At 63.9% G+C, this 21,877-nt stretch carries 20 protein-coding genes; 4 read left to right on the forward strand and 16 right to left on the reverse strand.

The window, feature by feature from the left end:
* Positions 1–99: 99 nt before the first annotated feature.
* The 10 genes from ACGLWX_RS16105 to dksA all read right to left on the reverse strand — a co-directional run bounded on the left by ACGLWX_RS16105 (position 100) and on the right by dksA (position 12,048).
* Positions 100–1,275, reverse strand: a complete 1,176-nt coding sequence (locus ACGLWX_RS16105) for an acetyl-CoA C-acetyltransferase (protein ID WP_396241237.1) — start codon at positions 1,273–1,275, stop codon at positions 100–102.
* Between the two features lie 215 nt (positions 1,276–1,490).
* Positions 1,491–2,339 carry a pantoate--beta-alanine ligase gene (gene panC, locus ACGLWX_RS16110; protein WP_396241239.1) on the reverse strand — a complete coding sequence of 283 codons (849 nt, stop codon included), beginning with the start codon at positions 2,337–2,339 and terminating at the stop codon, positions 1,491–1,493.
* A gap of 48 nt (positions 2,340–2,387) precedes the next feature.
* The gene (panB, locus tag ACGLWX_RS16115; protein WP_396241241.1) at positions 2,388–3,179 is read right to left on the reverse strand and encodes a 3-methyl-2-oxobutanoate hydroxymethyltransferase; all 792 of its coding nucleotides are present in this window, start codon (positions 3,177–3,179) and stop codon (positions 2,388–2,390) included.
* Positions 3,180–3,281: 102 nt separating this feature from the next.
* A complete protein-coding gene (folK, locus tag ACGLWX_RS16120) occupies positions 3,282–3,779 on the reverse strand; it encodes a 2-amino-4-hydroxy-6-hydroxymethyldihydropteridine diphosphokinase (protein ID WP_396241243.1) in 498 nt (165 codons plus the stop codon).
* Positions 3,780–3,787: 8 nt separating this feature from the next.
* The gene (pcnB, locus tag ACGLWX_RS16125) at positions 3,788–5,173 is read right to left on the reverse strand and encodes a polynucleotide adenylyltransferase PcnB (protein WP_396241245.1); all 1,386 of its coding nucleotides are present in this window, start codon (positions 5,171–5,173) and stop codon (positions 3,788–3,790) included.
* A gap of 969 nt (positions 5,174–6,142) precedes the next feature.
* Positions 6,143–7,516, reverse strand: a complete 1,374-nt coding sequence (locus ACGLWX_RS16130; protein WP_396241247.1) for a sigma-54-dependent transcriptional regulator — start codon at positions 7,514–7,516, stop codon at positions 6,143–6,145.
* Positions 7,509–10,439, reverse strand: a complete 2,931-nt coding sequence (locus ACGLWX_RS16135) for an ATP-binding protein (protein ID WP_396241249.1) — start codon at positions 10,437–10,439, stop codon at positions 7,509–7,511. The genes ACGLWX_RS16130 and ACGLWX_RS16135 overlap by 8 nt, the downstream gene beginning before the upstream one ends.
* Positions 10,429–10,605 (reverse strand): hypothetical protein, encoded by a 177-nt coding sequence (locus ACGLWX_RS16140; protein WP_252108443.1) that lies wholly within the window; start codon positions 10,603–10,605, stop codon positions 10,429–10,431. The genes ACGLWX_RS16135 and ACGLWX_RS16140 overlap by 11 nt, the downstream gene beginning before the upstream one ends.
* 1 nt (position 10,606) lies before the next feature.
* Positions 10,607–11,518 (reverse strand): tRNA glutamyl-Q(34) synthetase GluQRS, encoded by a 912-nt coding sequence (gene gluQRS / locus ACGLWX_RS16145; protein ID WP_396241251.1) that lies wholly within the window; start codon positions 11,516–11,518, stop codon positions 10,607–10,609.
* A 92-nt stretch (positions 11,519–11,610) separates the two neighbouring features.
* Complete coding sequence (gene dksA, locus ACGLWX_RS16150) at positions 11,611–12,048, reverse strand: RNA polymerase-binding protein DksA (protein ID WP_252108446.1); 438 nt, start codon at positions 12,046–12,048, stop codon at positions 11,611–11,613.
* Between the two features lie 181 nt (positions 12,049–12,229).
* On the opposite strand from dksA, the gene ACGLWX_RS16155 reads away from it, so the two are divergent.
* Together ACGLWX_RS16155 and sfsA are read left to right on the forward strand one after the other, a co-directional pair.
* Complete coding sequence (locus tag ACGLWX_RS16155; RefSeq protein WP_396241253.1) at positions 12,230–13,390, forward strand: aminotransferase class I/II-fold pyridoxal phosphate-dependent enzyme; 1,161 nt, start codon at positions 12,230–12,232, stop codon at positions 13,388–13,390.
* A complete protein-coding gene (gene sfsA, locus ACGLWX_RS16160; RefSeq protein WP_396241255.1) occupies positions 13,387–14,118 on the forward strand; it encodes a DNA/RNA nuclease SfsA in 732 nt (243 codons plus the stop codon). Before ACGLWX_RS16155 ends, sfsA begins: the two co-directional genes overlap by 4 nt.
* Here the strand turns inward: sfsA and metW are convergent.
* From metW to ACGLWX_RS16185, 5 genes are all read right to left on the reverse strand, one after another.
* The gene (gene metW, locus ACGLWX_RS16165) at positions 14,115–14,708 is read right to left on the reverse strand and encodes a methionine biosynthesis protein MetW (protein ID WP_396241279.1); all 594 of its coding nucleotides are present in this window, start codon (positions 14,706–14,708) and stop codon (positions 14,115–14,117) included. The genes sfsA and metW overlap by 4 nt on opposite strands.
* Entirely contained in the window at positions 14,708–15,904 is a 1,197-nt protein-coding gene (locus ACGLWX_RS16170; protein ID WP_396241257.1) for a homoserine O-acetyltransferase, read from the reverse strand. Before ACGLWX_RS16170 ends, metW begins: the two co-directional genes overlap by 1 nt.
* A gap of 37 nt (positions 15,905–15,941) precedes the next feature.
* A complete protein-coding gene (locus ACGLWX_RS16175) occupies positions 15,942–16,535 on the reverse strand; it encodes a YggT family protein (RefSeq protein WP_396241259.1) in 594 nt (197 codons plus the stop codon).
* Positions 16,536–16,589: 54 nt separating this feature from the next.
* Positions 16,590–17,414: a pyrroline-5-carboxylate reductase gene (gene proC / locus ACGLWX_RS16180; protein WP_396241261.1), complete on the reverse strand. Its 825-nt coding sequence runs from the start codon at positions 17,412–17,414 to the stop codon at positions 16,590–16,592.
* A gap of 71 nt (positions 17,415–17,485) precedes the next feature.
* Entirely contained in the window at positions 17,486–18,184 is a 699-nt protein-coding gene (locus tag ACGLWX_RS16185) for a YggS family pyridoxal phosphate-dependent enzyme (protein WP_396241263.1), read from the reverse strand.
* Positions 18,185–18,216: 32 nt separating this feature from the next.
* Between ACGLWX_RS16185 and ACGLWX_RS16190 the strand changes: the two genes are divergently transcribed.
* Positions 18,217–19,260, forward strand: coding sequence for a type IV pilus twitching motility protein PilT (locus tag ACGLWX_RS16190; protein ID WP_396241265.1), 1,044 nt, complete (start codon positions 18,217–18,219; stop codon positions 19,258–19,260).
* Positions 19,261–19,266: 6 nt separating this feature from the next.
* On the opposite strand, the gene ACGLWX_RS16195 is transcribed toward ACGLWX_RS16190, so the two are convergent.
* Complete coding sequence (locus tag ACGLWX_RS16195) at positions 19,267–20,421, reverse strand: anhydro-N-acetylmuramic acid kinase (protein WP_396241267.1); 1,155 nt, start codon at positions 20,419–20,421, stop codon at positions 19,267–19,269.
* A gap of 123 nt (positions 20,422–20,544) precedes the next feature.
* Between ACGLWX_RS16195 and tyrS the strand changes: the two genes are divergently transcribed.
* Positions 20,545–21,741, forward strand: a complete 1,197-nt coding sequence (gene tyrS / locus ACGLWX_RS16200) for a tyrosine--tRNA ligase (RefSeq protein WP_396241269.1) — start codon at positions 20,545–20,547, stop codon at positions 21,739–21,741.
* The last annotated feature ends 136 nt before the right edge of the window (positions 21,742–21,877 follow it).

Raw genomic sequence — 21,877 nt, forward strand, 5'->3', positions numbered from 1 at the left:
CCCCCGCGTAGGGCGACTTCCGGTCGCGTCTGGGTGCGAGATAACCAAAAAGCCTCGGCAAATTGCCGAGGCTTTTTAATTTACTGCTGGTCAGGTTTACTAGCGCTCGATCGCCAGCGCCACGCCCTGGCCGCCGCCGATGCACAGCGTCGCGAGGCCCTTCTTGGCGTCGCGGGCGATCATCTCGTGAATCAAGGAGACCAGCACGCGACAGCCCGAGGCGCCGATGGGGTGGCCAAGGGCAATGGCGCCGCCGTTGACGTTCACTTTCGACACGTCCCAGCCAAGCTCCTTGTTGACCGACATCGCTTGGGCGGCAAAGGCTTCGTTGGCTTCGACCAGGTCCAGGTCCTCAAGGCTCCAGCCCGCTTTCTCCAAGCAGCGCCGGGTCGCCGGTGCCGGGCCGATGCCCATGATCGCCGGATCCACGCCGGCATTGGCGTAGGCCTTGATACGCGCCAGCGGCTCGAGCCCCAGCTCTTTCGCCTTCTCGGCCGAGCAGACCATGACCACCGCGGCGCCGTCGTTGAGTGACGAGGCGTTGCCCGCGGTCACGGTGCCGTCTTTCTTGAATGCGGGTTTCATGCCGGCGAGCTTCTCGGCGGTGACTTCGCGCGGGTTCTCGTCGGTGTCGAACACGATCGGGTCGCCCCGGCGCTGAGGAATCTCGACCGGCACAATCTGGCTCTTGAACTTGCCTTCCTTGATCGCGTTGGAGGCGTTCTGCTGTGACTGGGCGGCGAATTCGTCCATCTGCTCGCGGGTGATGCCGTACTTCTCGGCCAGGTTTTCGGCGGTGATGCCCATGTGGTAGTCGTTGAAGGCGTCCCACAGGCCGTCGTGCACCATGGTGTCGATCGCTTTCCAGTCGCCCATGCGCTGGCCCTGGCGCGAGTGCGGCAGCACGTGCGGCGAGGCGGACATGTTCTCCTGGCCGCCGGCGATGATCAGGTCGGCGTCGCCGCAGAGGATCGCTTGCGTTGCCAGATGCACCGCCTTGAGCCCGGAGCCGCATACCTTGTTGATGGTCATGGCCGGGACGGAGTCCGGCAGGCCCGCCTTGATCGAGGCCTGGCGCGCCGGGTTCTGGCCGACACCGGCGGTCAGCACCTGGCCGAGCAGCACTTCGTTGACTTGGTCCGGCGAGACACCGGTGGAGGCGAGGATGTCCTTGATGACGTATGAGCCGAGATCGCTTGCAGAAATACCCGCGAGCGAGCCGCCGAAGCTACCCACCGCGGTGCGCCGTGCGGCGACAATGACCACTTCTTGCATGACAGAACTCCCGATATGAATAAGGCCGTGGGCCTGTGAACGCGCCTGTTTGTTTCAAGCGTCAGTTGTTTCAAGCGTTAGCTGCTTCAAGCGTTTGGTTATTTTAAGCGCCTGATTGTTTCAACCTGGTTGTTTCCAGCGTGTTCTTTCAGCATAGGGAAAGTTGTGCGTTGCGACAATACGCCATTGGCTCGCGCGCGAAGGGCTTGCGTAGGCTATTGGCCCAGCGTGACGCGGACGTTGTCGATCAGCCGCGCCGGGCCGAGTTTGGCCGCGGCCAGCAAAATGGCCTCGCGCGTCTGCGGCGTGACCGGGCCGAGCTCGGCGCTTTTGAGCTCCACGTAGTCCGGCGCAAAGCCCGCCGCGCCGAGTGCGGCAATCGCCCGGTCAAGCACGGTTGGGGCCGGCTCGCCGCGCTCGAGCGCCGCTTTGGCCGACGTGAGCGTTTGGTAAAGCGCCGGGGCGGTGGCGCGCTCGGCCTCGTTTAAATAGCCGTTGCGCGATGAGAGCGCCAGTCCATCCTCGGCGCGCTGGGTCGCAACGCCCAGTATCTCGATCGGCAGGTGCAGATCCGCCGTGAGCTTTCGAATGACCGCCAGCTGCTGGTAATCCTTCTCGCCGAACAGGGCGATGTCCGGCTGTACCAGGTTGAACAGCAGGGTCACGACGGTCGCTACGCCGTCGAAGTGGCCAGGGCGTGCGCGCCCGCAAAGTCCCTCGGACACCACGGGCACCTGCACCCGGGTCTGGCCCTCCAGCCCGTTGGGGTAGAGCGCGGCAGCGGACGGGGCGAACAGCAGATCGCAGCCGGCCTCGGTGAGTTTGGCCTGGTCCGCATCCAGCGTGCGCGGGTAGGCGTCGAGATCTTCCGTGGGGCCGAACTGCATCGGGTTGACGAACAAGCTCGCCACCACGATATCGGCGTGGCGGCGCGCGGTTTCCACCAGCGCCACGTGGCCGGCGTGCAGATTGCCCATGGTGGGCACCAGCGCGATGCGCTTTCCGGCGTGGCGATGCTGGGTGAGCGTGGCTCGTAAATCGGCTAAGTCGTGCAGCGTGCGCATGGTAAAATCGCCTGACAATGGAGCTTGAAAGTTAAACGGGATTAGCGGCTAAAAACAGTGCTCGGCGGCGGGAAAGGCGCGGCTTTTGACCGCCGCATGATAGCCCTCGAAGGCCCCTGAAATGCTGTCGGCATCAATCATGAAGTTTTTGACGAAGCGCGGCGTGTGGCCGTGGGTGACGCCAAGCACGTCGTGCATCACCAGTATTTGCCCATCGGTATCGGGGCCGGCGCCGATCCCGATCACCGGCACCGACAGTGCCTCGGTCACGGCCTTGCCAAGGCTTGCCGGCACGCACTCGAGCAGGATGATCGAAGCGCCGGCGTCCACCAGCGTGTTGGCATCGTTCAGGATACGCTCGGCCGCCGCGGCGTCGCGGCCCTGCACCTTGTAGCCGCCGAGCTGATGCACGGCTTGCGGCGTCAGCCCCAGGTGCGCGCACACCGGCACGCCCCGGCGGGTCAGCTCGCGCACGCCGTCGGCCATCCACGCCTCGCCTTCGACCTTGACCATTTCGGCGCCGGCGCGCATCAGCCGTCCGGCGTCCTTCAAAAGCGTGTCGGTCGTGGCATTGCTCATGAAGGGCACATCCACCATCAACAGGCTCTCGCCCTTGCCGCGGGCGGCGCACTCGGTGTGGTAGCAGATGTCATCGACGGTCACCGGAAGGGTGCTAGTGTGGCCTTGCAGCACCATGCCTAGCGAGTCGCCCACCAGCAGCACCTCGATGCCGGCGCGGCTGGCCGCACTGGCAAAGGAGGCATCATAGGCGGTCAGGCAGCTAAACGGCTCATTGGCGCGCTTCAAGGCGCTGAGAGTGCTGATGGTGACGGGTTTCATGGCGGGCTCTCTGTCCTGGGGAATGCGGGAGCATTCGTCGGTTCGCGATAGAGGGCCCGATTGTTACCCGGGAAAGCGCGCGGTGTCGAGCGGGCAAAAGGTCTAGCCCGGGCCATCCTCGACCATCCGCTGAAGGCCGGGCTCAGCGATGCGCTGGAGCCAGTGTTCGAGCGGGCGCTCGAACACGATGAGCGTGGGGTTAAGCTCCTTGAGCGGCACCAGTACGAAGGCGCGCTCTCGCATGTGCGGGTGGGGCACTTTAAGGCGCCGATGCTCGATACAGGCATCGTCGAAAAGCAAAAGATCCAGATCGAGAGTGCGCGGGCCCCAGTGCCTGAGCCGACGGCGGCGGTGGCGCTGCTCGAGACCCTGAAGCTGATCCAAAAGCGCAAGCGGTGAAAGCGCGGTCTCGAGCTCGACGACGGCGTTGACGAAGTCCGGCTGATCCTGGGGGCCGACCGGGCGGCTGGCGTAGAGCGACGACACAGCCTTGACGCTGCTTAGCGGCATCTCACCAAGTTCTTTGATCGCCAGGCGTACCTGGCTCACCGGCTCGTCGAGGTTGCTGCCAAGGCCGATATAGGCCCGCGCGATCTGCATGCCACTCATCAATCGGGCTTGCGCGACGGCTTGCGGCGTTTCTTGCGCCGCCGGTCGCCCTGGCTTGCCGGGTCGCCGCCGACCTTTTGCAAAAGCCGGCGCTGTTCGTGCTCGTCGCCCTGCTGGAACGCTTCCCACCAGTCGCCCAGACCGCGGGGAAGTTCACCGGCCTGCTCGCGCAGCAGCAGCAGATCGAAAGCGGCGCGAAAGCGCGGATGCTCGCGACTCTGGAACGCGCGCTTGCCGCGGCGTTGCGGCAGGCGCGCCTGCAGCTCCCAAATTTCGCGCATCGGCATGCCGAAACGCTTGGGAATCGAGATGTGCTGAAGCTGGCGCATGACCACCTGCTGGGACGCGGTTTGCAGCGCGGGTACCGCAGGCATGCCCTCGTTTTCAAGCGCCGCGGCACGAAGCGCCACCGGCCCCCACAAAAACGCCGCGAACAGAAACGCCGGGGTGACTGGGCGGTCATTGGCGATGCGCTGGTCGGTGTTTCTCAGCGCCTGCTCGATCAGCGTTTCGACCCAGGCCGCGTCCGCCATCGCTTCTTCGGCTTCGGGGAAGAGCATGCCGAACAGGCCGTAGTGGCTGAGCAGTTGGAAGGTGAGCAGCCCCTGGCCGGACATGAAGAGCTTGAGCGCTTCGTCGAACAGCCGCGCCGGCGGAATTTGCAGCAACAGCGGGGCAAGATCGTACATCGGCGCTTCGGTGTCCGGGGCGATCTCGAAGCCGAGCTTGGCGGCAAAGCGCACCGCGCGCAGCATGCGCACCGGGTCCTCGCGATAGCGGGTCGCCGGGTCGCCGATCAGGCGCAGCGTCCGCGCGTTGATATCGCCAATGCCGCCGGCGAAGTCGTGGATCGAGAAGTCGGCGATGCTGTAATAGAGCGCGTTGACGGTGAAGTCGCGACGCAGCGCGTCCTCTTCGATGCTGCCCCAGACGTTGTCGCGAAGCAGCAGCCCATCGTCGGACTGCTGGGCGATATTGTCACCGTGCTCGTCCTGGGGTTTGCCACGAAAGGTCGTGACTTCGATGATCTCGCGCCCGAAGCGTACGTGAACGATGCGAAAGCGCCGGCCGATCAGCCGTGAGTTGCGGAAAAGGTCGCGCACCTGCTCGGGCGTGGCGTTGGTCGCGACGTCGAAATCCTTGGGCGTTTCACCCAGCAGAGCATCGCGGATGCAGCCGCCGACCAGGTAGGCCTCATAGCCCGCGCCGTCCAATCGATAAAGAACTTTCAAGGCGGCATCGCTGATCTGCTTGCGCGACACAGGGTGCTCGGAGCGGGGGATGACTTGGGGCGTCAGGGCCTCGACGGGGCTGTCTGGGGAATCGAGCAGTTTTTTCAATTGCTCTCCCGAACCAGGTAAAAAACGGGTAAGTCCTCTAAACATGCGATGGTATCGACTCGCAGTTAAAACGTAGGGTATTTAACAAAAGATTTGGTAAATGATAAGTCGACGAGTGTAGCCGACCCCCAACGCCTTGCAAAGCATTGAAACCGGGATTGCCAAAAACACAGCGCGTTGGCGGGTGGATCGCCGCGTTTTAACGCCTTTTAGCGCGATCTTCAAGACACGCTCTCAAAGGCACGGTTTTCAGAGCAAGGTCGTCGAGGCACCGTAAAACACAGTGCCCAGACGCGGAAAGGGGAGGCCAAGTGGGCCTCCCCTGTCAATTCGTTTAGTTCAGCATCCATGCTGCTATTTTTCTTCATGATGGCACATCGCCCTGAATACGCACCGCAGTCAAAAAGCTGTACTTATTGGGCCTCGTCTTGCCAGGCCTTGACCGCCTCGTATTCAAAGCAATAATCCAACCGCGAACTTTTCTCTCCCGGCGAGTTGTTGTTGGCTCCGGGGTGTACGGCTCGAAACGCTTGTTGTTATTCGTCGTCTCCTGCGTACGTCGCGTCCATTTTCGGGCTTTGCTATCGATTGTTGTTATTCTTGCGCCACTCATGGCGCCAGCACTTTCTGAGACGTTAGCCATTTGTTGTTATTGGTGCCTTGTCTCACCCTCGCCCTGTTGTTTTTGTTGTGGCGAGGTTTTCGCGGTACGGCTCGTTGTTATTGTTGTGAGCGCTATCAAACCGCTGCCCGATTTATTCTTCTTACCGAGTAATACTGCACCTGCCGTGCCACTTGTCGAAAAAAAGCGCTATTTCATTGGCTTGTAAAATTTCAGAAAATTTTGCGCGGGCCAGGCGCTTGAAGTGTTACCTCCAAAACGGCGTTTTTTAACCCTCGATGTGTGGGAAGGTAACAGGGCAAAAAAGCTAAATTCAGGATATTTCTTTTTCAAATCAGGCTATTGGACGTTAGTTGTAAGTGATGTAGCGCAGTTTCAGAGATGAGCTTTTTCTAGCCCTGATCCGGGCGCTTGGCGGTCTTTTTGCGCGGAATGCCCAGCCGCTGACGCCGCTCCCACAGGTTTTTACGGCTGATGCCCAGTTTTTGTGCAAGCTCGGTTTCGCTCATCTGATCCTGGTGCTCCAAAACGAAATGCTGAAAATAGTCCTCGAGGGACAGATCCTCTTCGTCTTCGAGCGCCTCCTGGGAATCCGACGCGGCGGGAGGGGCGGGGCGGTGGGTCACCGGGCCAAGGCCCAGGTCGTCCGGGTGAATCAGGTGGCCTTCTGCGAGAATCACGCCGCGCTCCAGGGCGTTTTCCAGCTCGCGCACGTTACCGGGCCAAGGGTAATCCTGCAGGTCCTGGCGCGCGGCGCGGGAGAGCCGTAGGCCCTGGCGTTCGTGGCGCTTGCAGGCTTTCTCCAGCAGGATGTCGGCGATTTTCAGCACGTCCTCGTCGCGCTCGCGAAGCGGGGGCAGCGCGATTTGCATGACGTTCAAGCGGTAGTAAAGATCCAGGCGAAACTCGCCGCTTTTGGACAGCGCGCGCAGATCGCGGTGGGTGGCGGTGATCAGGCGGATATCCACATGGCGCGTTTCGACGGAGCCGATCTTGCGGATTTCGCCCTCCTGCAGCACGCGCAGAAGCCGCGCCTGGGCATCCAGGGGAAGCTCGCCTATTTCGTCGAGAAACAGCGTGCCGCCGTCGGCGGCTTCAACCAGCCCCGTGCGGGCGGCACTGGCGCCGGTGAAGGCGCCTTTTTCATGGCCGAACAGCTCGGATTCGATCAGCGTTTCGGGAATCGCGGCGCAGTTAACGCAGATCAAGGGGGCCTGGGCGCGCTTGCTCTGCTGGTGAAGCGCTCGGGCGACCAGCTCCTTGCCGGTGCCGGACTCGCCCTGGATCAGCACGCTGACGTCCGCCGGCGCGGTCTTTTTGATGCGCATGTAGACGTGCTGCATGGCGGCGCAGTCGCCGATCATCATCGATCGGGTGCCGCGTTCGTCGGTGATCGAGGGAGCGCTGCCCGAGGCCATGGCGCGCTTGTGCAGGATGCCCTGCACGGTTTCGAGCAGTTCGTCGTGATCAAACGGCTTGGCGACGTAGTCCACCGCGCCGAGCTTGAGCGCCTCGATGGCCGAGCGCATGCTGGCGTAGCTGGTCATCATCAGTACCGGCGCCGGGGCGGCGGCCTCGATCAGCGCAGTGCCCGGGGCCCCGGGCAGGCGCAGATCGCTAATGATGAGATCGAACTCCGACAGTGCATGCGTTTGGGCCTGCTCGACGCTGTCGGCCTCGACGACCTCGAACTGGCTGCGTTCCAGAAGGCGCTTCAGGGCGCTGCGAATAATCGCTTCGTCTTCAACAATCAGTATCCTAGCCATGTGCGGGTCGATCATCCTGTTGGTAAAGCGGCAGCCAAAGCGTCATGGCGGTGCCGCGCGATTGTCCGCTGGGGGGCGAGGCGCACTCGATCCGGCCCTGATGTTCGCTGATGATTTGGTAGGCCACCGACAGCCCAAGCCCGGTGCCTTCCCCCGGCGCCTTGGTGGTGGTGAAGGGCTCGAACAGATGATCCTTCACGCTCGGCGCAATGCCTTCGCCGTTGTCGGTCACCCGCCACCACACAAGCCCGTTGTGCTCGCCGGCCTCGACGGTGACCCGCCCCGGCGCCTGGCAGGCGTCCCGGGCGTTACCCAATAGATTCACCATCACTTGGGTCAAACGCTGGCGGTCGCCCTGAACCATGAGTGCGGCCGGGCAGGCGTTATCGAAGGTGACATCCTCGCCCGAGCGGGCCAGGTGGATCAAGTGCAGCGCGTCGTCGGTGATTTGACCCAGCGCGACCGGCTCGGCGGGCGGGGCCAGCGCCTGGCGCCCACCGTGGGCGAAGCCGACCAGTGAGTTGACGATCTTGCTCACCCGCTCGGTCAGCGTCTGGATATGGTCGGCGGTTTCCAGCAGCGCCGGGTCGTCAGTGTCGAAGCGCAGATTCTGAGCAAGCGACGAAATGCCGGTAATGGGGTTGCCGATTTCGTGAGCGACCCCGGCGGCGAGCTGGCCGATCGAGGCAAGCCGCGCGGCGTGCACCAGCTCCTCCTCCAGCCACTTCATTTCGGTGTGATCCTCGACGAGGATGACGCTGCCGCCGCGGCTATCGAGCCCGCTCAGCGCCGCCTTGTGCAGCGTGAGAAAGTGATCGCGGCCATGCAGATTGACCGGCTGTTTATAGAGCGGCGCGCCGGTGGCGCTGAGCGCTTGGGCCAGAAGCGCCGGCCAGGGAGCGGGCAGGCTGTCGCGGTGAGCGCCGATGACGCTTTCGCCGCTGATACCCGAGAGCTCGGACAGCGCCTGGTTCCAGAGCGTGAGTTCGTCGTCATCGCCGAGCACGCAAAGCCCGACCGGCAGATAAGCCAGCGTCTGGCGGTGGTGGCGGCGCAAGCCGTCGAGTTCGCGGGCAAGGCCTGTTAGCCGTGAGCGGTAGGCCTCGAGTCGGCTCTCGACGAAGTGGATGTCGTCGGTGCCCGGCGTGTCGTCGTGGCGGTAGGGCAGATAGCGGTCGACGATGTCGCGGGCAACCGACGGCCCCATCAGCCCGGAAAGGTTCGCCTGAATGCGGTCGCGCAGCCGGCGCAGCGCGTAGGGGCGGCGCTCCTCCGGGCCGAGGTTGAGCGCCTTGAGCGCCCGTGCGACCTCGCGATCGGCGGCTTCGTCGCCCAGGGCCTGGGCCAGCGGTGCTTGAAAGTCGCGGGCGCTGGCGGCTTCCAACGGCAGGCGCTTGGAGCGAATCACCGCGTCCACCGAGCAGGCCTCGGCGGCGCTGCGCTCGCCTTCCGAGGTGCGAGTGAAAAGCGATACCACGATCAGCAGCACGATGTTGACCGAAAGCGAAATCAGCGTGGTGGTGTACCAGTCCGGCGCACCCGGGGGCATCAGGTCGATGAAAACCAGCGCCGGCAAGGGCGCTTTTAGCAGCAGCGGCAGCCAAAGCCCCCAGAGCCAGATCAGCGCGCCGCCAATGAGCCCTGCGACCATGCCGTTGCGGTTGGCGCCGGGCCAGTAGAGCAGCGCCAGCATGCCCGGCAGGCACTGGGCGATGCCGACGAACGCCGCCAGGCCCAAATCGGTCAGGGTGTGATCGCGGCTGATGCCCTCGGCAAAGAGCCAGCCGCTGGCCACCACCGCCACGATCAGCGCGCGACGAAGCCACAAGAGCCAGCCGTAAAGGTTGCTGCGCGCCTCCGGCGGCCGGGCGACGAGCACGCCGTGGTTGAGCACCATACCGGAGAGCGACAGCGCCATCATGATCATGGTGCCGCTGGCCGCGGCGAGCCCGGCGACAAAGGCGAGCGACCCAACGCCCCAGTGGCTGGAAAGCAGGTAAGCGGCGTAGGCGGGCAGCGGTATCTCGCTGGCAATCGACTGCGCCGCCCACCACACCAGCGGCACCGGCAGCGCCAGCAGCAATAGATAAAGCGGCAACGTCCAGCTCGCTTGCAACAGCGTATGGCGCGACAGGTTTTCGGCGAAGGTGATCTGAAAAAGATGCGGCATCATGAAGGCGGCGGCGAAGAACAGCAGCAGCAGCGTACGCCACTGGGCAGATTCGAGCCTGGGCGTGGCGGCCTGAAGCGCGGCTCCCGGGCCGTCGAGCCACTGCTGCAGATCCTGTGGGCCGCTGAACACCCACCAAAGCGCCACGCCGCCGAGCGCCAGCATCGCCGCGAGTTTGATGAGTGACTCCAGCGCCAAAATGCCCAGCAGCGTATCGTGACGGTGCTGGTGACGGTGGCGCGCGCCGCAGAGAATCGCCGCGAGCGCGATGGCGGCGCAAAACAGCAGCGCGACACCATCGCTGTAGCGGCTTTGGGTCAGATGGAAGACCGCCTCGCTCAGGGTTTTGACCTGAATCCCCAACAGCGGCAGCACCGCTAACAGGCTCAACAGCGTGACCAGCGATCCCACCCAGCGCGAGCGAAAGCGAAACGCGAACAGGTCGGCGATCGAAGAGAGCTGATAGGTGCGCGTGATGCGCTGGATCGGCACCAGCAGCACCGGGGCGAGCAAAAACGCGCCGGCCGCGCCCAGGTAGTAGGCGAGATAGCCAAAGCCCGCCTGCGAGGCGAACTCGATACTGGCGTATACCGCCCAGGCGCTGGCGTAGATGCCGAGTGCCAGGGTGTAGACCAGCGGATGGCGGGTCACGCGTACCGGAATTCGCCCGCGCTCGATCGCCACCCCGCAGCCGAGTAACAGCGCGAAGTAGCCAAGGCCCAGACCGAGAACGACGACCAGCTCAGCGCTCATCCAGCTTCCTTTTCTGTTCGAGCCACAGCGTCAGCGCGATTAAAGCGCCCCAGATCAAAAACGGCCGGTACCAGGCGGTGCCCGGCTCGTTCCAGCCGCCCATCAATATCGGCGACAGCAGATAGCCGCCGAACACCAGAAACAGCAGCAGGCGATAGACGTACATGTCAATTCTCTTCCCTGTGCGCGCTGAGGATAGGCCGCTCGGCGGCGGGTGTGACGCGCTCGACGCGCCAGTGCGCCACCGCCCAGGCGAGCTGCTCGGCGGGCGCGGCGCCGTCGAGCTCGGCGGGTGGCGCCTGGTCGAGCGTCTCGATCGCCTGGAAAAGCTGGCGGGCGATGGCAGCAGGCTCGCTTGCAAGCGCCGGCGCCAGGTTCTGCTTGGAGAGCTTCTGGCCGTCTGGCGACATCACCAGCGGCAGGTGCAGATAGCGCGGTACCGGGTAGCCCAGCGCCGTTTGAAGCTGAACCTGCCAGGGCGTGTTATCGAGCAGATCGACCCCGCGCACGATATCGCTGATATGTTGGTCGCCGTCGTCCACCACCACGGCGAGCTGGTACGCCCAAAGGCCATCCTTGCGCTTGAGCACCACGTCGCCCAGATCCGCCGGGTCGAAGCGCTGCTCACCAAAGAGACGGTCCGGCCAAGCGATTGGGCGCTGGCCAAGATCGCTTCGAAGCCGCCAGGCGATGGGTTTGCCAGGCTCGCCAGGGCCGTCGCGACACCAGCCGGGGTAGACGTCGTGGCCCTGCCACTGCTTGCGCGAGCAGCTGCAAGGATACGTCAGGCCCTGCTCGCGAAGGCGCTCGAGCGCCGACTGGTAGGCATCGCCGCGGGCGCTTTGCCACACCACTGCGCCGTCCCAGTGCAGGCCGAACGCCTCGAGCTGGCGCAAAATGGTGGTGTCCGTGCCCGGTGGGCAGCGCGGCGGATCGATGTCCTCGATGCGCACGAGCCACTGCCCGCCGGCGGCGCGGGCGTCCAGATAGCTTCCAAGCGCCGCCACTAATGAGCCAAAGTGCAGCGGGCCGGAGGGCGTGGGCGCAAAGCGGCCCCGGTAGCGAGAAAAAGTGGTCATAAACGCCATGATGCGGCAGGTGAAATTACCCGGCAAGCCATAAAAAACGGGCACCCATGAGGGTGCCCGCTTTCAAGACATCGAGGCGGTGCTTAGCCGCCGAGCTGCTTCTCCTTGAGCTCGGCCAGCGTTTTGCAGTCCACGCAGAGCGTGGCGGTGGGGCGCGCTTCCAAACGACGAATACCGATCTCGACGCCGCAGGCCTCGCAAAAGCCGTAGTCGTCCTCGTCGATGTTCTCGATGGTCTCGTTGATCTTTTTCAAAAGCTTGCGCTCGCGATCCCGGGTACGCAGTTCCAGGCTAAAGCCCTCTTCCTGGGTCGCCCGGTCGGCGGGGTCGGCGTAGTTATTGGCGTCTTCCTGCAGGTGGCGCACGGTGCGGTCCACCTCTTCCATGAGGTCCTGCTTCCAGTTGAGCAGCAGCTGGCGAAAGTGCGCAAGCTGCTTGTCGTTCATGTACTCTTCACCCGGTGCCGGCTCGTACGGAGTGAAGGATGTGGACGCTTCCGGTTTTTGTTCCGCTACTGGCATGGGAGTGCCCCTTACTCGTGTGACTGAGATCCATCGCGACAACACCACGATTTCACGCCAAAGGGATGCTTGTTTAGCCTAAAATGTATCGCCATGCAAGCATAACCGGACGTCTACGACGAACGTCTAATTTCTTAATGCACCTTACAACCTCGATCGATAGAGCGCTCAAGGAGTTCGAATGGGCTGGAATCCCCGCCTCGACCAGGTCGCGCCGTTTCGCGTGATGCACCTGCTGGAAATGGCCCAAGCCCGCGAGGCCCAAGGCTTTGACGTCATTCACCTGGAAGTGGGCGAGCCGGACTTCCCCACGCCCGCGCCGATTTTGGCCGCCGGTCAGGCCGCCCTGGCCGACGCGAAAACCCGCTATACCCCCGCCGCGGGACTGCCGACGCTGCGCGAGGCGATCAGCGGCCACTACGCTGATCACTTCGGCGCCGAGGTGGATCCGGCGCGTATCATCGTCACCCCCGGCGCCTCCGGGGCGCTGCTGCTGGCAAGCCAGCTACTGGTGAGCGAAGGCGACCGGGTGCTGATGGCGGACCCCAACTATCCCTGCAACCGCCACTTCATGGCGCTGGCCGGCGCCGAGGTGGATGCCATCCCGGTTGGCGCCGACACCGGCTGGCAGCTCGACGCCGGGCTGATCGAGCGCCACTGGCAGCCGGCCACGCGCCTTGCCATGCTTGCCACGCCGTCGAACCCCACCGGCCACACCCTGAGCCGGGCTGGGCTTGCCGGCGTGTGCGAAGCGGTGGCGGCCCGCGGCGGCGAGCTGGTGGTCGATGAGATCTATCAGGGGCTCAACTTTGACGACGCGCCGCTTTCCGCCACGTCGCTTTCAAGCGAGGCGTTCGTCGTCAACAGCTTCTCGAAGTACTTTGGCATGACCGGCTGGCGCCTGGGCTGGCTGGTGGCGCCAACGCGCGCGATCGAACCGCTGACGAGGCTGGCCCAGAACGTCTTTCTGGCGGCGTCCACCCCCGCGCAGCACGCCGCGCTTGCTGCCTTTACGCCGGAGTGCCGCGAGGAGCTGGAGCGCCGCCTCGCCGTGTTGAAAGAGCGCCGCCAGGTGCTGATCGATGGCCTCCAGACGCTGGGCCTCGCCCCGGACGTGGCGCCCCAGGGCGCGTTCTATGTCTGGATCGATATTTCTCGCTACAGCCGCGATAGCCAAACGTTTTGCCAGCGGCTGCTGGAAGAGGAGAACGTAGCGATCACGCCAGGCATCGATTTCGCCGTGCAGGGCGGCGAGCGCTTCGTGCGTATCGCCTTCACCGCGGACGTGGCGCGCCTCGAGGAAGCGCTGGTGCGTCTGGCCCGCTTCGTGGCGCGCACATGATCACTTACGAGGCCCTGGTGCCGGGCATTTTGCTGCGCCGCTACAAGCGCTTTTTCGCCGACGTGCGCCTGGACGACGGCCGCGAGGTCACCGCCCACTGCCCCAATACCGGTTCGATGAAAAGCGTCAACGTGCCGGGGTGTCGGGTGTGGCTCTCCTCCAGCGACAACCCCAAGCGCAAGCTCGCCTGGACCTGGGAGTTGATCGAGCTGCCGGAGGCCAACGGCCAGGTAGCGCTTGCCTCGATCCACACCGGGCGCGCCAACCGCATCGTCGAGACCGCCCTTGAGGCCGGCAGGCTCGAGGCGCTGGCCGGCTTCGATACGCGCCGCCGCGAGGTGACGGTCGACGACTCGCGGCTCGACTTTCTGCTCGAAGACTCCAAAAGCGGTCGCCGCGCCTATCTCGAGGTCAAGCAGGTGACGCTGCGCGAGGACGACGGCCACGGCTACTTTCCGGCATCGGTCAGCACTCGCGGGCTCAAGCACCTGCAATCGCTCGAGGCGTTGGCCCGCCGCGGCGAGCGTGCGGTGCTGGTGTTCTGCGTGGCGCGCCAGGGCATCGACGACGTCGGCCCGGCCACGCACATCGACCCGGCCTACGCCGCGGGCTTGCACGCCGCGGTGGCTCAGGGCGTCGAGGTGCTGGCCTACGGTATCGGTATCGGGTGGGAGGCGGGCGCGCCGACGTCGATCTTTATCGAGCGCGCCCTGAAGGTGCGCCTTTAACGTCGGCGCACGCGGAAGATCGCGATCTCGCCGAAGAGGTTGGGCCACCACTTGGACGTCCAGTGGCCGCGATGCTCGCCCACGCCCACGGCGCGGTCGACGATCACCAGCCCTTTCTCGCGACACAGCTGCTCGAAGTCGTTGAAGGTGGACAGGTGAATGTTGGGCGTGTCGTACCAGGCGTGGGGCAGCGACTTCGACACCGGCATGTAGCCGCGCAGGCCCAGATACACCCGGTGGCGCCAGTAGGCGAAGTTAGGGAAGGTGATGATGCCCTCGTTGGCCACCCGGAGCATTTCGTCGAGCATTTTGTCCGGTCGGCGCAGCGCCTGAAGCGCTTGGGTCATGATCACCTGGTCGTAGCTTTGATCGCAGAAGTTGCCTAGGCCATCGTCCAGGTTGTGCTCGATCACCGACACCCCGCGCGCCACGCAGGCGGTGATGCCCGCCGGGTCGATCTCCAAACCGTAGCCGGTCACCGCTTTTTCGCGGCTCAGGCGCTCGAGCAGCGCGCCGTCGCCGCAGGCCAGGTCCAGCACGTGCGCCCCCTTGGGGATCCAGTCGAAAATCAGCTCTAGATCGGTGCGCATCATGACCGGGGCTCCTGGCGGATGGCCTCGAGGCCGAGCTCTTCGGCGGCGCGCGTCATGAAGGCGCTAAACAGCGCCTCGTAGCGCGGCTCCGGCAGCAAAAAGGCGTCGTGGCCGTGGGGGGATTCGATGTTGGCGTAGCTGACCGGCTTGCCCGCGTGAATCAGCGCGTCGACCAGCTCTTTCGAGCGCGAAGGCGGAAAGCGCCAGTCGGTGGTGAAGCTTACGATCAAAAACGGGCACTGCGCCGGGGCTACGGCCTTGGCCAGCTCGCCGCCGTGTAGCGCCGAGGGGTCGAAGTAGTCCAGCGCCTTGGTCATCAAAAGATACGTGTTGGCATCGAAGGCGGTCGAGAAGGCGTCGCCCTGGTAGCGCAGGTAGGACTCCACCTGAAACTCCACGTCGAAGCCGAAGTTGAGGTCTTCGCTGCGCAAGTCGCGGCCGAACTTGGTGCCCATGGCGTCTTCGGACAGATAGGTGATGTGACCCACCATGCGCGCAAGCTTCAGGCCCCGTTTGGGCACCGTGTCGTGCTCGGCGTACCAGCCGTCGAAAAACTCCGGGTCCGAGCGAATCGCTTGGCGGGCGACCTCGTTGAAGGCGATGTTCTGCGCCGAGAGCCTGGGTGTGGCGGCGATGATCACCGCGTTGGCTACCCGCTCCGGGTGAGTGATCGTCCATTGCAGCACCTGCATGCCGCCAAGGCTCCCCCCCACGGCGGCGGCGAAGCGCTCGATGCCCAGATGATCGGCTAGCCGTGCCTGGCTTGCCACCCAGTCGCTCACCGTCACCACGGGAAAGTCCGGCCCCCATTGGCGGCCGGTTTCCGGGTTATGGCTAACCGGCCCGGTGCTTCCGTGGCAGCCGCCGAGGTTGTTCAGCGATACGACAAAGAAGCGGTCGGTGTCGATCGGCTTGCCCGGGCCGATATGCGCATCCCACCAGCCGGGTTTTGTATCGTCGGGGTGGTGATAGCCGGCGGCGTGATGGTGGCCGGAGAGCGCGTGGCAGATCAGCACGGCGTTGGTGCGCTCGGCGTTCAACGTGCCGTAGGTCTCGAAAATCAGCTCGTACTCCGGCAGCACCCGGCCGCAGGCGAGCGGCAGCGGCGTGTCGAAGCGGGCCACGTGAGGCGTGACCAACCCGACGGAGTCCGCCGGGTAGTCGGGCCCGGGGCGCGTGTCTAAATCAGGCATCAAGGGCGTCAATCCTGCAAAATCCGAGTGAAGGCGCTCATAGCCCGACCAGCGCGCCGGGCGCGCCCGCCTGGCGAATCAGCGAGCCCACGACGAGTCCATCGATCAAATTGATGGCGATGAACACCACGATCGGCGAGAGATCGATCATGCCCAGCGGCGGAATCACCTTGCGCACCGGCGCCATGATCGGCTCGACCAGCTGCATCACCAGAAGCGCGCCCGGGTGGCTTGCGTTGGGCGCCACCCAGCTCAGAATGATCATCACGATCAAGGCGAAGAAGTAGATCTTCAAAATGGCGTTGGCAAGCGAGGCAATGCCCGCGATCACCAGCTGCACCACCGGCGGCATGCCGAGACCGAACAGCATGAAAATGGCGACGATGCTGACCACCTTCAGCACGAACGCCGCCGCCAGCGTTGCTAGGTCGAAGCGCCCGGCCACCGGCCCTAAAAAGGCCTGGAAAGGCCCGACCACCGGCTGGGTGATCTTGACCACCGACTGACTCATCGGGTTGTAGTAGTCCGCGCGTGAGGCCTGCAGCAGAAAACGCAGCATTAAAAGAAATAAATAGATGTTGATGAGCGTGTTGACGAGCATCAACCCGGCGCTACCTACTTGGCTGCCCATTGCTTGCGTCTCCGTTGCGTTAAGTCGTGCTGAGTATTGAAGGTTTGGCGGTACTTAGCGGCCGCGCAGCTCTTTGGCCATGTCATCGGCGCGGTCGGCGCAGGCCTGCATCGCTGCTTTGATCGTTTCGCGCAGCTTTGCCGACTCCATGTGCTCGATCGCCCGCTCGGTGGTGCCGCCGGGCGACATGACGTTGCGCTTGAGCGTGGCCGGGTCGTGTTCGCTTTGCGCCGCCATGGTCGCCGCGCCCAGCGCGGTTTGAATCGCAAGGCGGCGCGCGGTCTGCGCCGGGAGCCCCTGGGCCACCGCCGCCTCTTCCATCGCCTCGAACATCAAAAAGAAGTAGGCCGGGGCGCTGCCGGACACCGCGGTGACCGCATTCAAAAGCGCTTCGTCTTCGACCCATTCGACGATGCCCACCGCTTCCATGAGCTCGCCGGCCAAACGGCGCTGGTCGTCACTCACACGGGCGTTGGCATAAAGGCCGCTGGCGCCGACGCCGACCAGCGACGGCGTGTTGGGCATGCAGCGCACCAGCGCCGACTCGCCGCCCAGCCAGCCGTCGATTGTAGCGGCTTCAAGCCCCGCGGCAATCGAAATGACCAGCGGCTTGCTTGCCTGTATCGGCTCGGCGAGTGCTGCGCACACGTCCTGCATGATCTGCGGCTTGACCGCGAGGATCACCACGTCGGCGTTTTTGACCGCCTCAACGTTGTCGGTCGCGGTATGAATACCCATTTTCTCGCGCAGCGGCGCAAGCTCCTCATCCTTTGGCGCGGTGGCGGTGATCTGTGCGGCGGAAAAGCCGCTGTCGAGCAGGCCACCGATGATCGCCTTGGCCATGTTGCCCGCGCCGATGAAGGTAATGTTGTTCGCCATCAATGAAGCTCCTGATTAAATAAAAGTGGCCGCTCGCGGCGGTTTCCGTGATCGAGTGCCGGGTTTTACGCTTAATCGCGAGCGCCGAAAATTGCGCTGCCCAGACGTACCAGCGTCGCGCCTTCGAAAACGGCGGCTTCCAGGTCGTCGCTCATGCCCATGGAGAGCGTATCCAACGGCGCGTCGGGCAGGGCGGCCTGCAGCTCAAAAAGTAGCGCCTTGAGCGCGGCGAAGGGTTCGCGCTGGCGCTCGGGGTCGTCACAGGGCGCGGGAATTGCCATGAGCCCGCGCAGCGAAAGACGCTCGAGCGCGGCGATTTCTCTGGCGAGCGCCAGCGCGTCTTCCGGTGCGACGCCGGCCTTGCTCGCCTCGCGGCTAATGTTCACCTGCAAACACACGTTGAGCGGGGGAAGGTGCGCCGGGCGCTGTTCATTGAGCCGCCTGGCGATCTTTTCGCGCTCGACGGTGTGCATCCAATCGAAGTGCTCGGCCACCGCCCGGGTCTTGTTGGACTGCAGCGGACCGATGAAATGCCACTCGATATCGTCGAGATCCGAAAGCTCGCGCTGCTTATCGAGAGCCTCCTGCAGGTAGTTTTCACCGAAGGCGCGCTGGCCGTGCTGCCAGGCATCGCGCAGCATCGAGGCGGGTTTGGTCTTGCTCACCGCCAAAAGCCTGGCGCTACCTGTCGGGCGCTCGGCGGCGTCGAGCGCGCGCTCCAAACGCTGGTGTGCGGCGTCAAGCGACTTGCAAAGCGCGATTTCTGCCATACTGAAGTACCTTTAACCGCCAGGGAAGTGAGATGGATATTACCGAACTGCTGGCATTCTCGGCAAAACAGAATGCCTCCGACCTGCATCTGAGCGCCGGTTTGCCGCCCATGATTCGCGTCGATGGCGATATTCATCGGCTCAACGTCCCCGCCATGAGTCACGAACAGGTACTGTCGCTGGTTCACGCCATCATGAACGATCGTCAGCGCCAGGAGTATGCCCAGCACCTGGAGATCGACTTCTCCTATGCACTGCCCGGCATCGCGCGCTTTCGCGTCAACGCCTTCACCCAAGGGCGCGGGGCCGGGGCGGTGTTTCGCACGATTCCAAGCCAGGTGCTGTCGATGAAGGCGCTGGGGCTTGGCGAGGTGTTCGAGCGTTTAGCGATGCTGCCTCGCGGAATTGTACTGGTCACCGGCCCGACCGGGTCGGGCAAGAGTACGACCCTGGCCGCGCTGATCGACTACATCAACCAATACCGCTATGAGCACATTCTCACCATCGAAGACCCGGTGGAGTTCGTGCATGAAAGCAAGAGCTGTCTGGTCAACCAGCGCGAGGTGCACCGCGACACCCACAGCTTCGCTAACGCGTTGAAGAGCGCGCTGCGCGAGGACCCGGATGTCATCATGGTGGGGGAGCTTCGCGATCTCGAAACCATTCGGCTGGCGCTGACCGCCGCGGAAACCGGGCACTTGGTCTTCGCGACGCTGCACACCACCTCGGCGGCGAAGACCATCGACCGCATCATCGACGTTTTTCCCGGTGAGGAGAAAGCGATGGTGCGCTCGATGCTTTCGGAATCGCTGCAGGCAGTCGTCGCCCAGACGCTTTTAAAGCGCGAAGGCGGCGGGCGCGTGGCGGCCCACGAAATCCTGATCGCCACCTCGGCGGTGCGCAACCTGATCCGCGAAGACAAGGTGGCGCAGATCTACTCGGCGATGCAGACCGGCGTCAATCTCGGCATGCAGACCCTCAACGCCTCGCTTTTAAAGCTGGTCAAGGATGGCGCGGTCAGCTTCGAGGAGGCCCAGACCCGCGCCCAGGGGGCGCTCACCCCGCCTCGCGACTGATCATGCTCAGCGCGCGTAGACCCCGCCGAGCACGCGGGGCCCGCGCGCGCCGGTCACCGAGGGCAGGTTGCCGGGCAGGTGTTCCAGCCGTTGGTGGGCCAGCCAGCCAAAAGCGCCGGCCTCGATCCAGTCCGCCGGCCAGCCGTACGCCTCTGGTGAGATCAGTGTCGCACACGGCAGGTGATGGCCAAGTCTCTCCATCAAATAGGTGTTGTGGGCACCGCCGCCGCCGGTGATCAAATTGACTCGGGTGGCGCTGGGTAAAAGCTCGCAGATGGCGCGGGCCACGCTCACCGCGGTCAGCTCGGCAAGCGTGGCCTGCACGTTGGCCGGGGCCTCATCGCCTTTTAGCCTTTTTAGCAGCCACTCGAGATGAAACAGTTCGCGCCCGGTGCTTCTTGGCGGCGGCTGGCGAAAAAAAGGCTCGTCGAGCAGCCGGTCGAGCAGGGCGGTATCGATACGACCGCTTTTCGCCCAAGCGCCGTTTTTATCGAAGCGCCCGGTCGCCCCCTTTGAGCAGTGGCGCGCAAACCAGGCGTCCATCAACACGTTGGCCGGGCCGGTGTCGAAGCCGATCACCGGCTGAGTCGGCGCGGCGGGAAGCCAGGTGACGTTGGCGATGCCGCCTAAATTCAGCACTAGCTGCTCGGTTTCGGCCGCTGAAAAAAGCGCCTGATGAAAGGCCGGGGCGAGCGGCGCGGCCTGTCCGCCGGCGGCGAGATCACGTCGGCGAAAATCCCCCACCACGGTCATGCCGGTAAGCTCTGCCAGAAGGCTCGGGTTGTCGAGCTGCAGCGTATAGGCCGGGCCTTCGGTGTGGCCTTGCGGGGCATGTTCGATGGTTTGGCCGTGGCTGCCGATCGCGCGAATGTCCTCACCCGACACGCCGGCCTTGCCGAGCAGCCTCTGAACCGCTTTCGCCTGCAGTTCGCAAAACTGCGCCTCAGCGCTTGCAAGCTCGGCAAAGCGTGCCTGGTCCGAATGGCACAGCGTCAATAGCGCTTGACGAAGCGGCTCGGGCATCGGCTCTGCGTGGGTCTCGAGCAGTTTGGGTGCGGTCGTGGGGGCGATGGCCACCAGAGCGGCGTCGATGCCGTCGAGGCTGGTGCCGGACATCAGCCCGATATAGAGCAGCGTGTCCGGCGCTAGGGGCGTCTTCATGGGTGAATCCATGGGCGTATCCAGAGTAGTGAAGGCTCAACCGGTATCGATTGGCGTGATAACATTGGCGGCTATCGATCGTTTCCGCCCCGAATGGGCAAAGCTTACCAGTGGAGAGAGGCAATGAGTGAGGTGGATCAGGCGCTAGCGCTGCTGTCGCGCGGCACACACGAAATTCTGGTCGAGGACGAGCTGCGCAAAAAGCTCGAGTCCGGCCGCAAGCTGCGCATCAAGGCAGGCTTCGATCCCACCGCGCCGGATCTGCACCTCGGTCACAGCGTTCTGCTCACCAAAATGCGTCAGTTCCAAGAGCTGGGTCACACCGTCATCTTTTTGATCGGCGACTTCACCGGGCGTATCGGTGACCCGACCGGTAAGAACGTGACGCGCAAGCCGCTCACCGAGGCCGACGTCAAGGCCAACGCCGAGACCTATAAAGAGCAGGTGTTCAAGATCCTCGATCCGGAAAAGACCGAGGTGCGCTTCAACGCCGAGTGGTTTGGCGAAATGGGAGCGGCCAAAATGATCGAGCTGGCCGCGCAGAGCACTGTGGCGCGCATGCTCGAGCGCGATGACTTCGAGAAGCGTTATAAGGCCAATCAGTCCATCGCCATTCATGAGTTTCTCTACCCGCTGGTTCAGGGTTACGACTCCGTGGCGCTCGAAGCGGATGTGGAGCTTGGCGGCACCGATCAGAAGTTCAACCTGTTGATGGGGCGCGAAATTCAGAAGCACTTCGGCCAGGAGCCCCAAGTCGTCATCACCATGCCGCTGCTCGAAGGCCTGGACGGCGTGCAGAAGATGTCGAAGTCGCTGGGTAACTACGTCGGCGTCGACGAGTCACCGGGTTCGATGTTCAACAAGCTGGTCTCCATGCCAGACAGCCTCATGTGGCGCTACTTCGAGCTTCTATCGCTGAAATCCAACGAAGAGCTCGATACGATCAAGCAAAGCGTCGAGCAGGGCGCCAACCCGCGCGACATCAAGATGGAACTCGCTCGCGAGCTGATCGCCCGCTACCACGGTGACGAGGCGGCGGCCAACGCGCACAAGTCCGCCGGCAACCAGCTGGCCGACGGCGAGCTGCCCGAGGATCTACCGGAGGTCGAGGTCGACTTCGAAGGTGAGGAAGCGCCGATCGCCAGCGTTCTGACCCGGGCAGGGCTGACCAAAAACAGCGCCCAGGCGAAGGACATGCTCAAAAACGGTAGTGTGAAAGTCGACGGCGAAGCGGTTGCGCCCAGCACCATGCTGGCCACGAACAACGCTTACGTCATTCAGGCTGGCAAGAAGCGCTACGCTCGCGTCACGCTCAAATAACGCTTTTTGAAAAAAAGCCCTTGCGCTCCCGGCGGTGAATCCGTAAAGTACGCATCCGCTGCCGGGGACGCACAGCGTTTCAGGCGGTAAGTGAAGGTGAAAACCTTCGGTTTGTCAGGAGGTTAGCGCAGTTTCG

Origin of the sequence: Halomonas sp. HMF6819 (genome assembly GCF_044335525.1) — a bacterium.
GTDB lineage: Bacteria > Pseudomonadota > Gammaproteobacteria > Pseudomonadales > Halomonadaceae > Vreelandella.

Bases quoted from the DNA above. Each gene is read 5' to 3' on its own strand.
- ACGLWX_RS16140 (WP_252108443.1), bottom strand. From the start codon at position 10,605: ATGTACGTCTATCGCCTGCTGCTGTTTCTGGTGTTCGGCGGCTATCTG.
- ACGLWX_RS16155 (WP_396241253.1), top strand. From the start codon at position 12,230: ATGGGCTGGAATCCCCGCCTCGACCAGGTCGCGCCGTTTCGCGTGATG.
- dksA (WP_252108446.1), bottom strand. From the start codon at position 12,048: ATGCCAGTAGCGGAACAAAAACCGGAAGCGTCCACATCCTTCACTCCG.
- ACGLWX_RS16135 (WP_396241249.1), bottom strand. From the start codon at position 10,439: ATGAGCGCTGAGCTGGTCGTCGTTCTCGGTCTGGGCCTTGGCTACTTC.
- gluQRS (WP_396241251.1), bottom strand. From the start codon at position 11,518: ATGACCACTTTTTCTCGCTACCGGGGCCGCTTTGCGCCCACGCCCTCC.
- pcnB (WP_396241245.1), bottom strand. From the start codon at position 5,173: ATGTTTAGAGGACTTACCCGTTTTTTACCTGGTTCGGGAGAGCAATTG.
- ACGLWX_RS16130 (WP_396241247.1), bottom strand. From the start codon at position 7,516: ATGGCTAGGATACTGATTGTTGAAGACGAAGCGATTATTCGCAGCGCC.
- panC (WP_396241239.1), bottom strand. From the start codon at position 2,339: ATGCGCACGCTGCACGACTTAGCCGATTTACGAGCCACGCTCACCCAG.
- panB (WP_396241241.1), bottom strand. From the start codon at position 3,179: ATGAAACCCGTCACCATCAGCACTCTCAGCGCCTTGAAGCGCGCCAAT.
- ACGLWX_RS16105 (WP_396241237.1), bottom strand. From the start codon at position 1,275: ATGCAAGAAGTGGTCATTGTCGCCGCACGGCGCACCGCGGTGGGTAGC.
- metW (WP_396241279.1), bottom strand. From the start codon at position 14,708: ATGCGCACCGATCTAGAGCTGATTTTCGACTGGATCCCCAAGGGGGCG.
- ACGLWX_RS16175 (WP_396241259.1), bottom strand. From the start codon at position 16,535: ATGGGCAGCCAAGTAGGTAGCGCCGGGTTGATGCTCGTCAACACGCTC.
- folK (WP_396241243.1), bottom strand. From the start codon at position 3,779: ATGCAGATCGCGCGGGCCTATATCGGCCTTGGCAGCAACCTCGACGAG.
- ACGLWX_RS16190 (WP_396241265.1), top strand. From the start codon at position 18,217: ATGGATATTACCGAACTGCTGGCATTCTCGGCAAAACAGAATGCCTCC.
- ACGLWX_RS16195 (WP_396241267.1), bottom strand. From the start codon at position 20,421: ATGAAGACGCCCCTAGCGCCGGACACGCTGCTCTATATCGGGCTGATG.
- sfsA (WP_396241255.1), top strand. From the start codon at position 13,387: ATGATCACTTACGAGGCCCTGGTGCCGGGCATTTTGCTGCGCCGCTAC.
- tyrS (WP_396241269.1), top strand. From the start codon at position 20,545: ATGAGTGAGGTGGATCAGGCGCTAGCGCTGCTGTCGCGCGGCACACAC.
- ACGLWX_RS16185 (WP_396241263.1), bottom strand. From the start codon at position 18,184: ATGGCAGAAATCGCGCTTTGCAAGTCGCTTGACGCCGCACACCAGCGT.
- ACGLWX_RS16170 (WP_396241257.1), bottom strand. From the start codon at position 15,904: ATGCCTGATTTAGACACGCGCCCCGGGCCCGACTACCCGGCGGACTCC.
- proC (WP_396241261.1), bottom strand. From the start codon at position 17,414: ATGGCGAACAACATTACCTTCATCGGCGCGGGCAACATGGCCAAGGCG.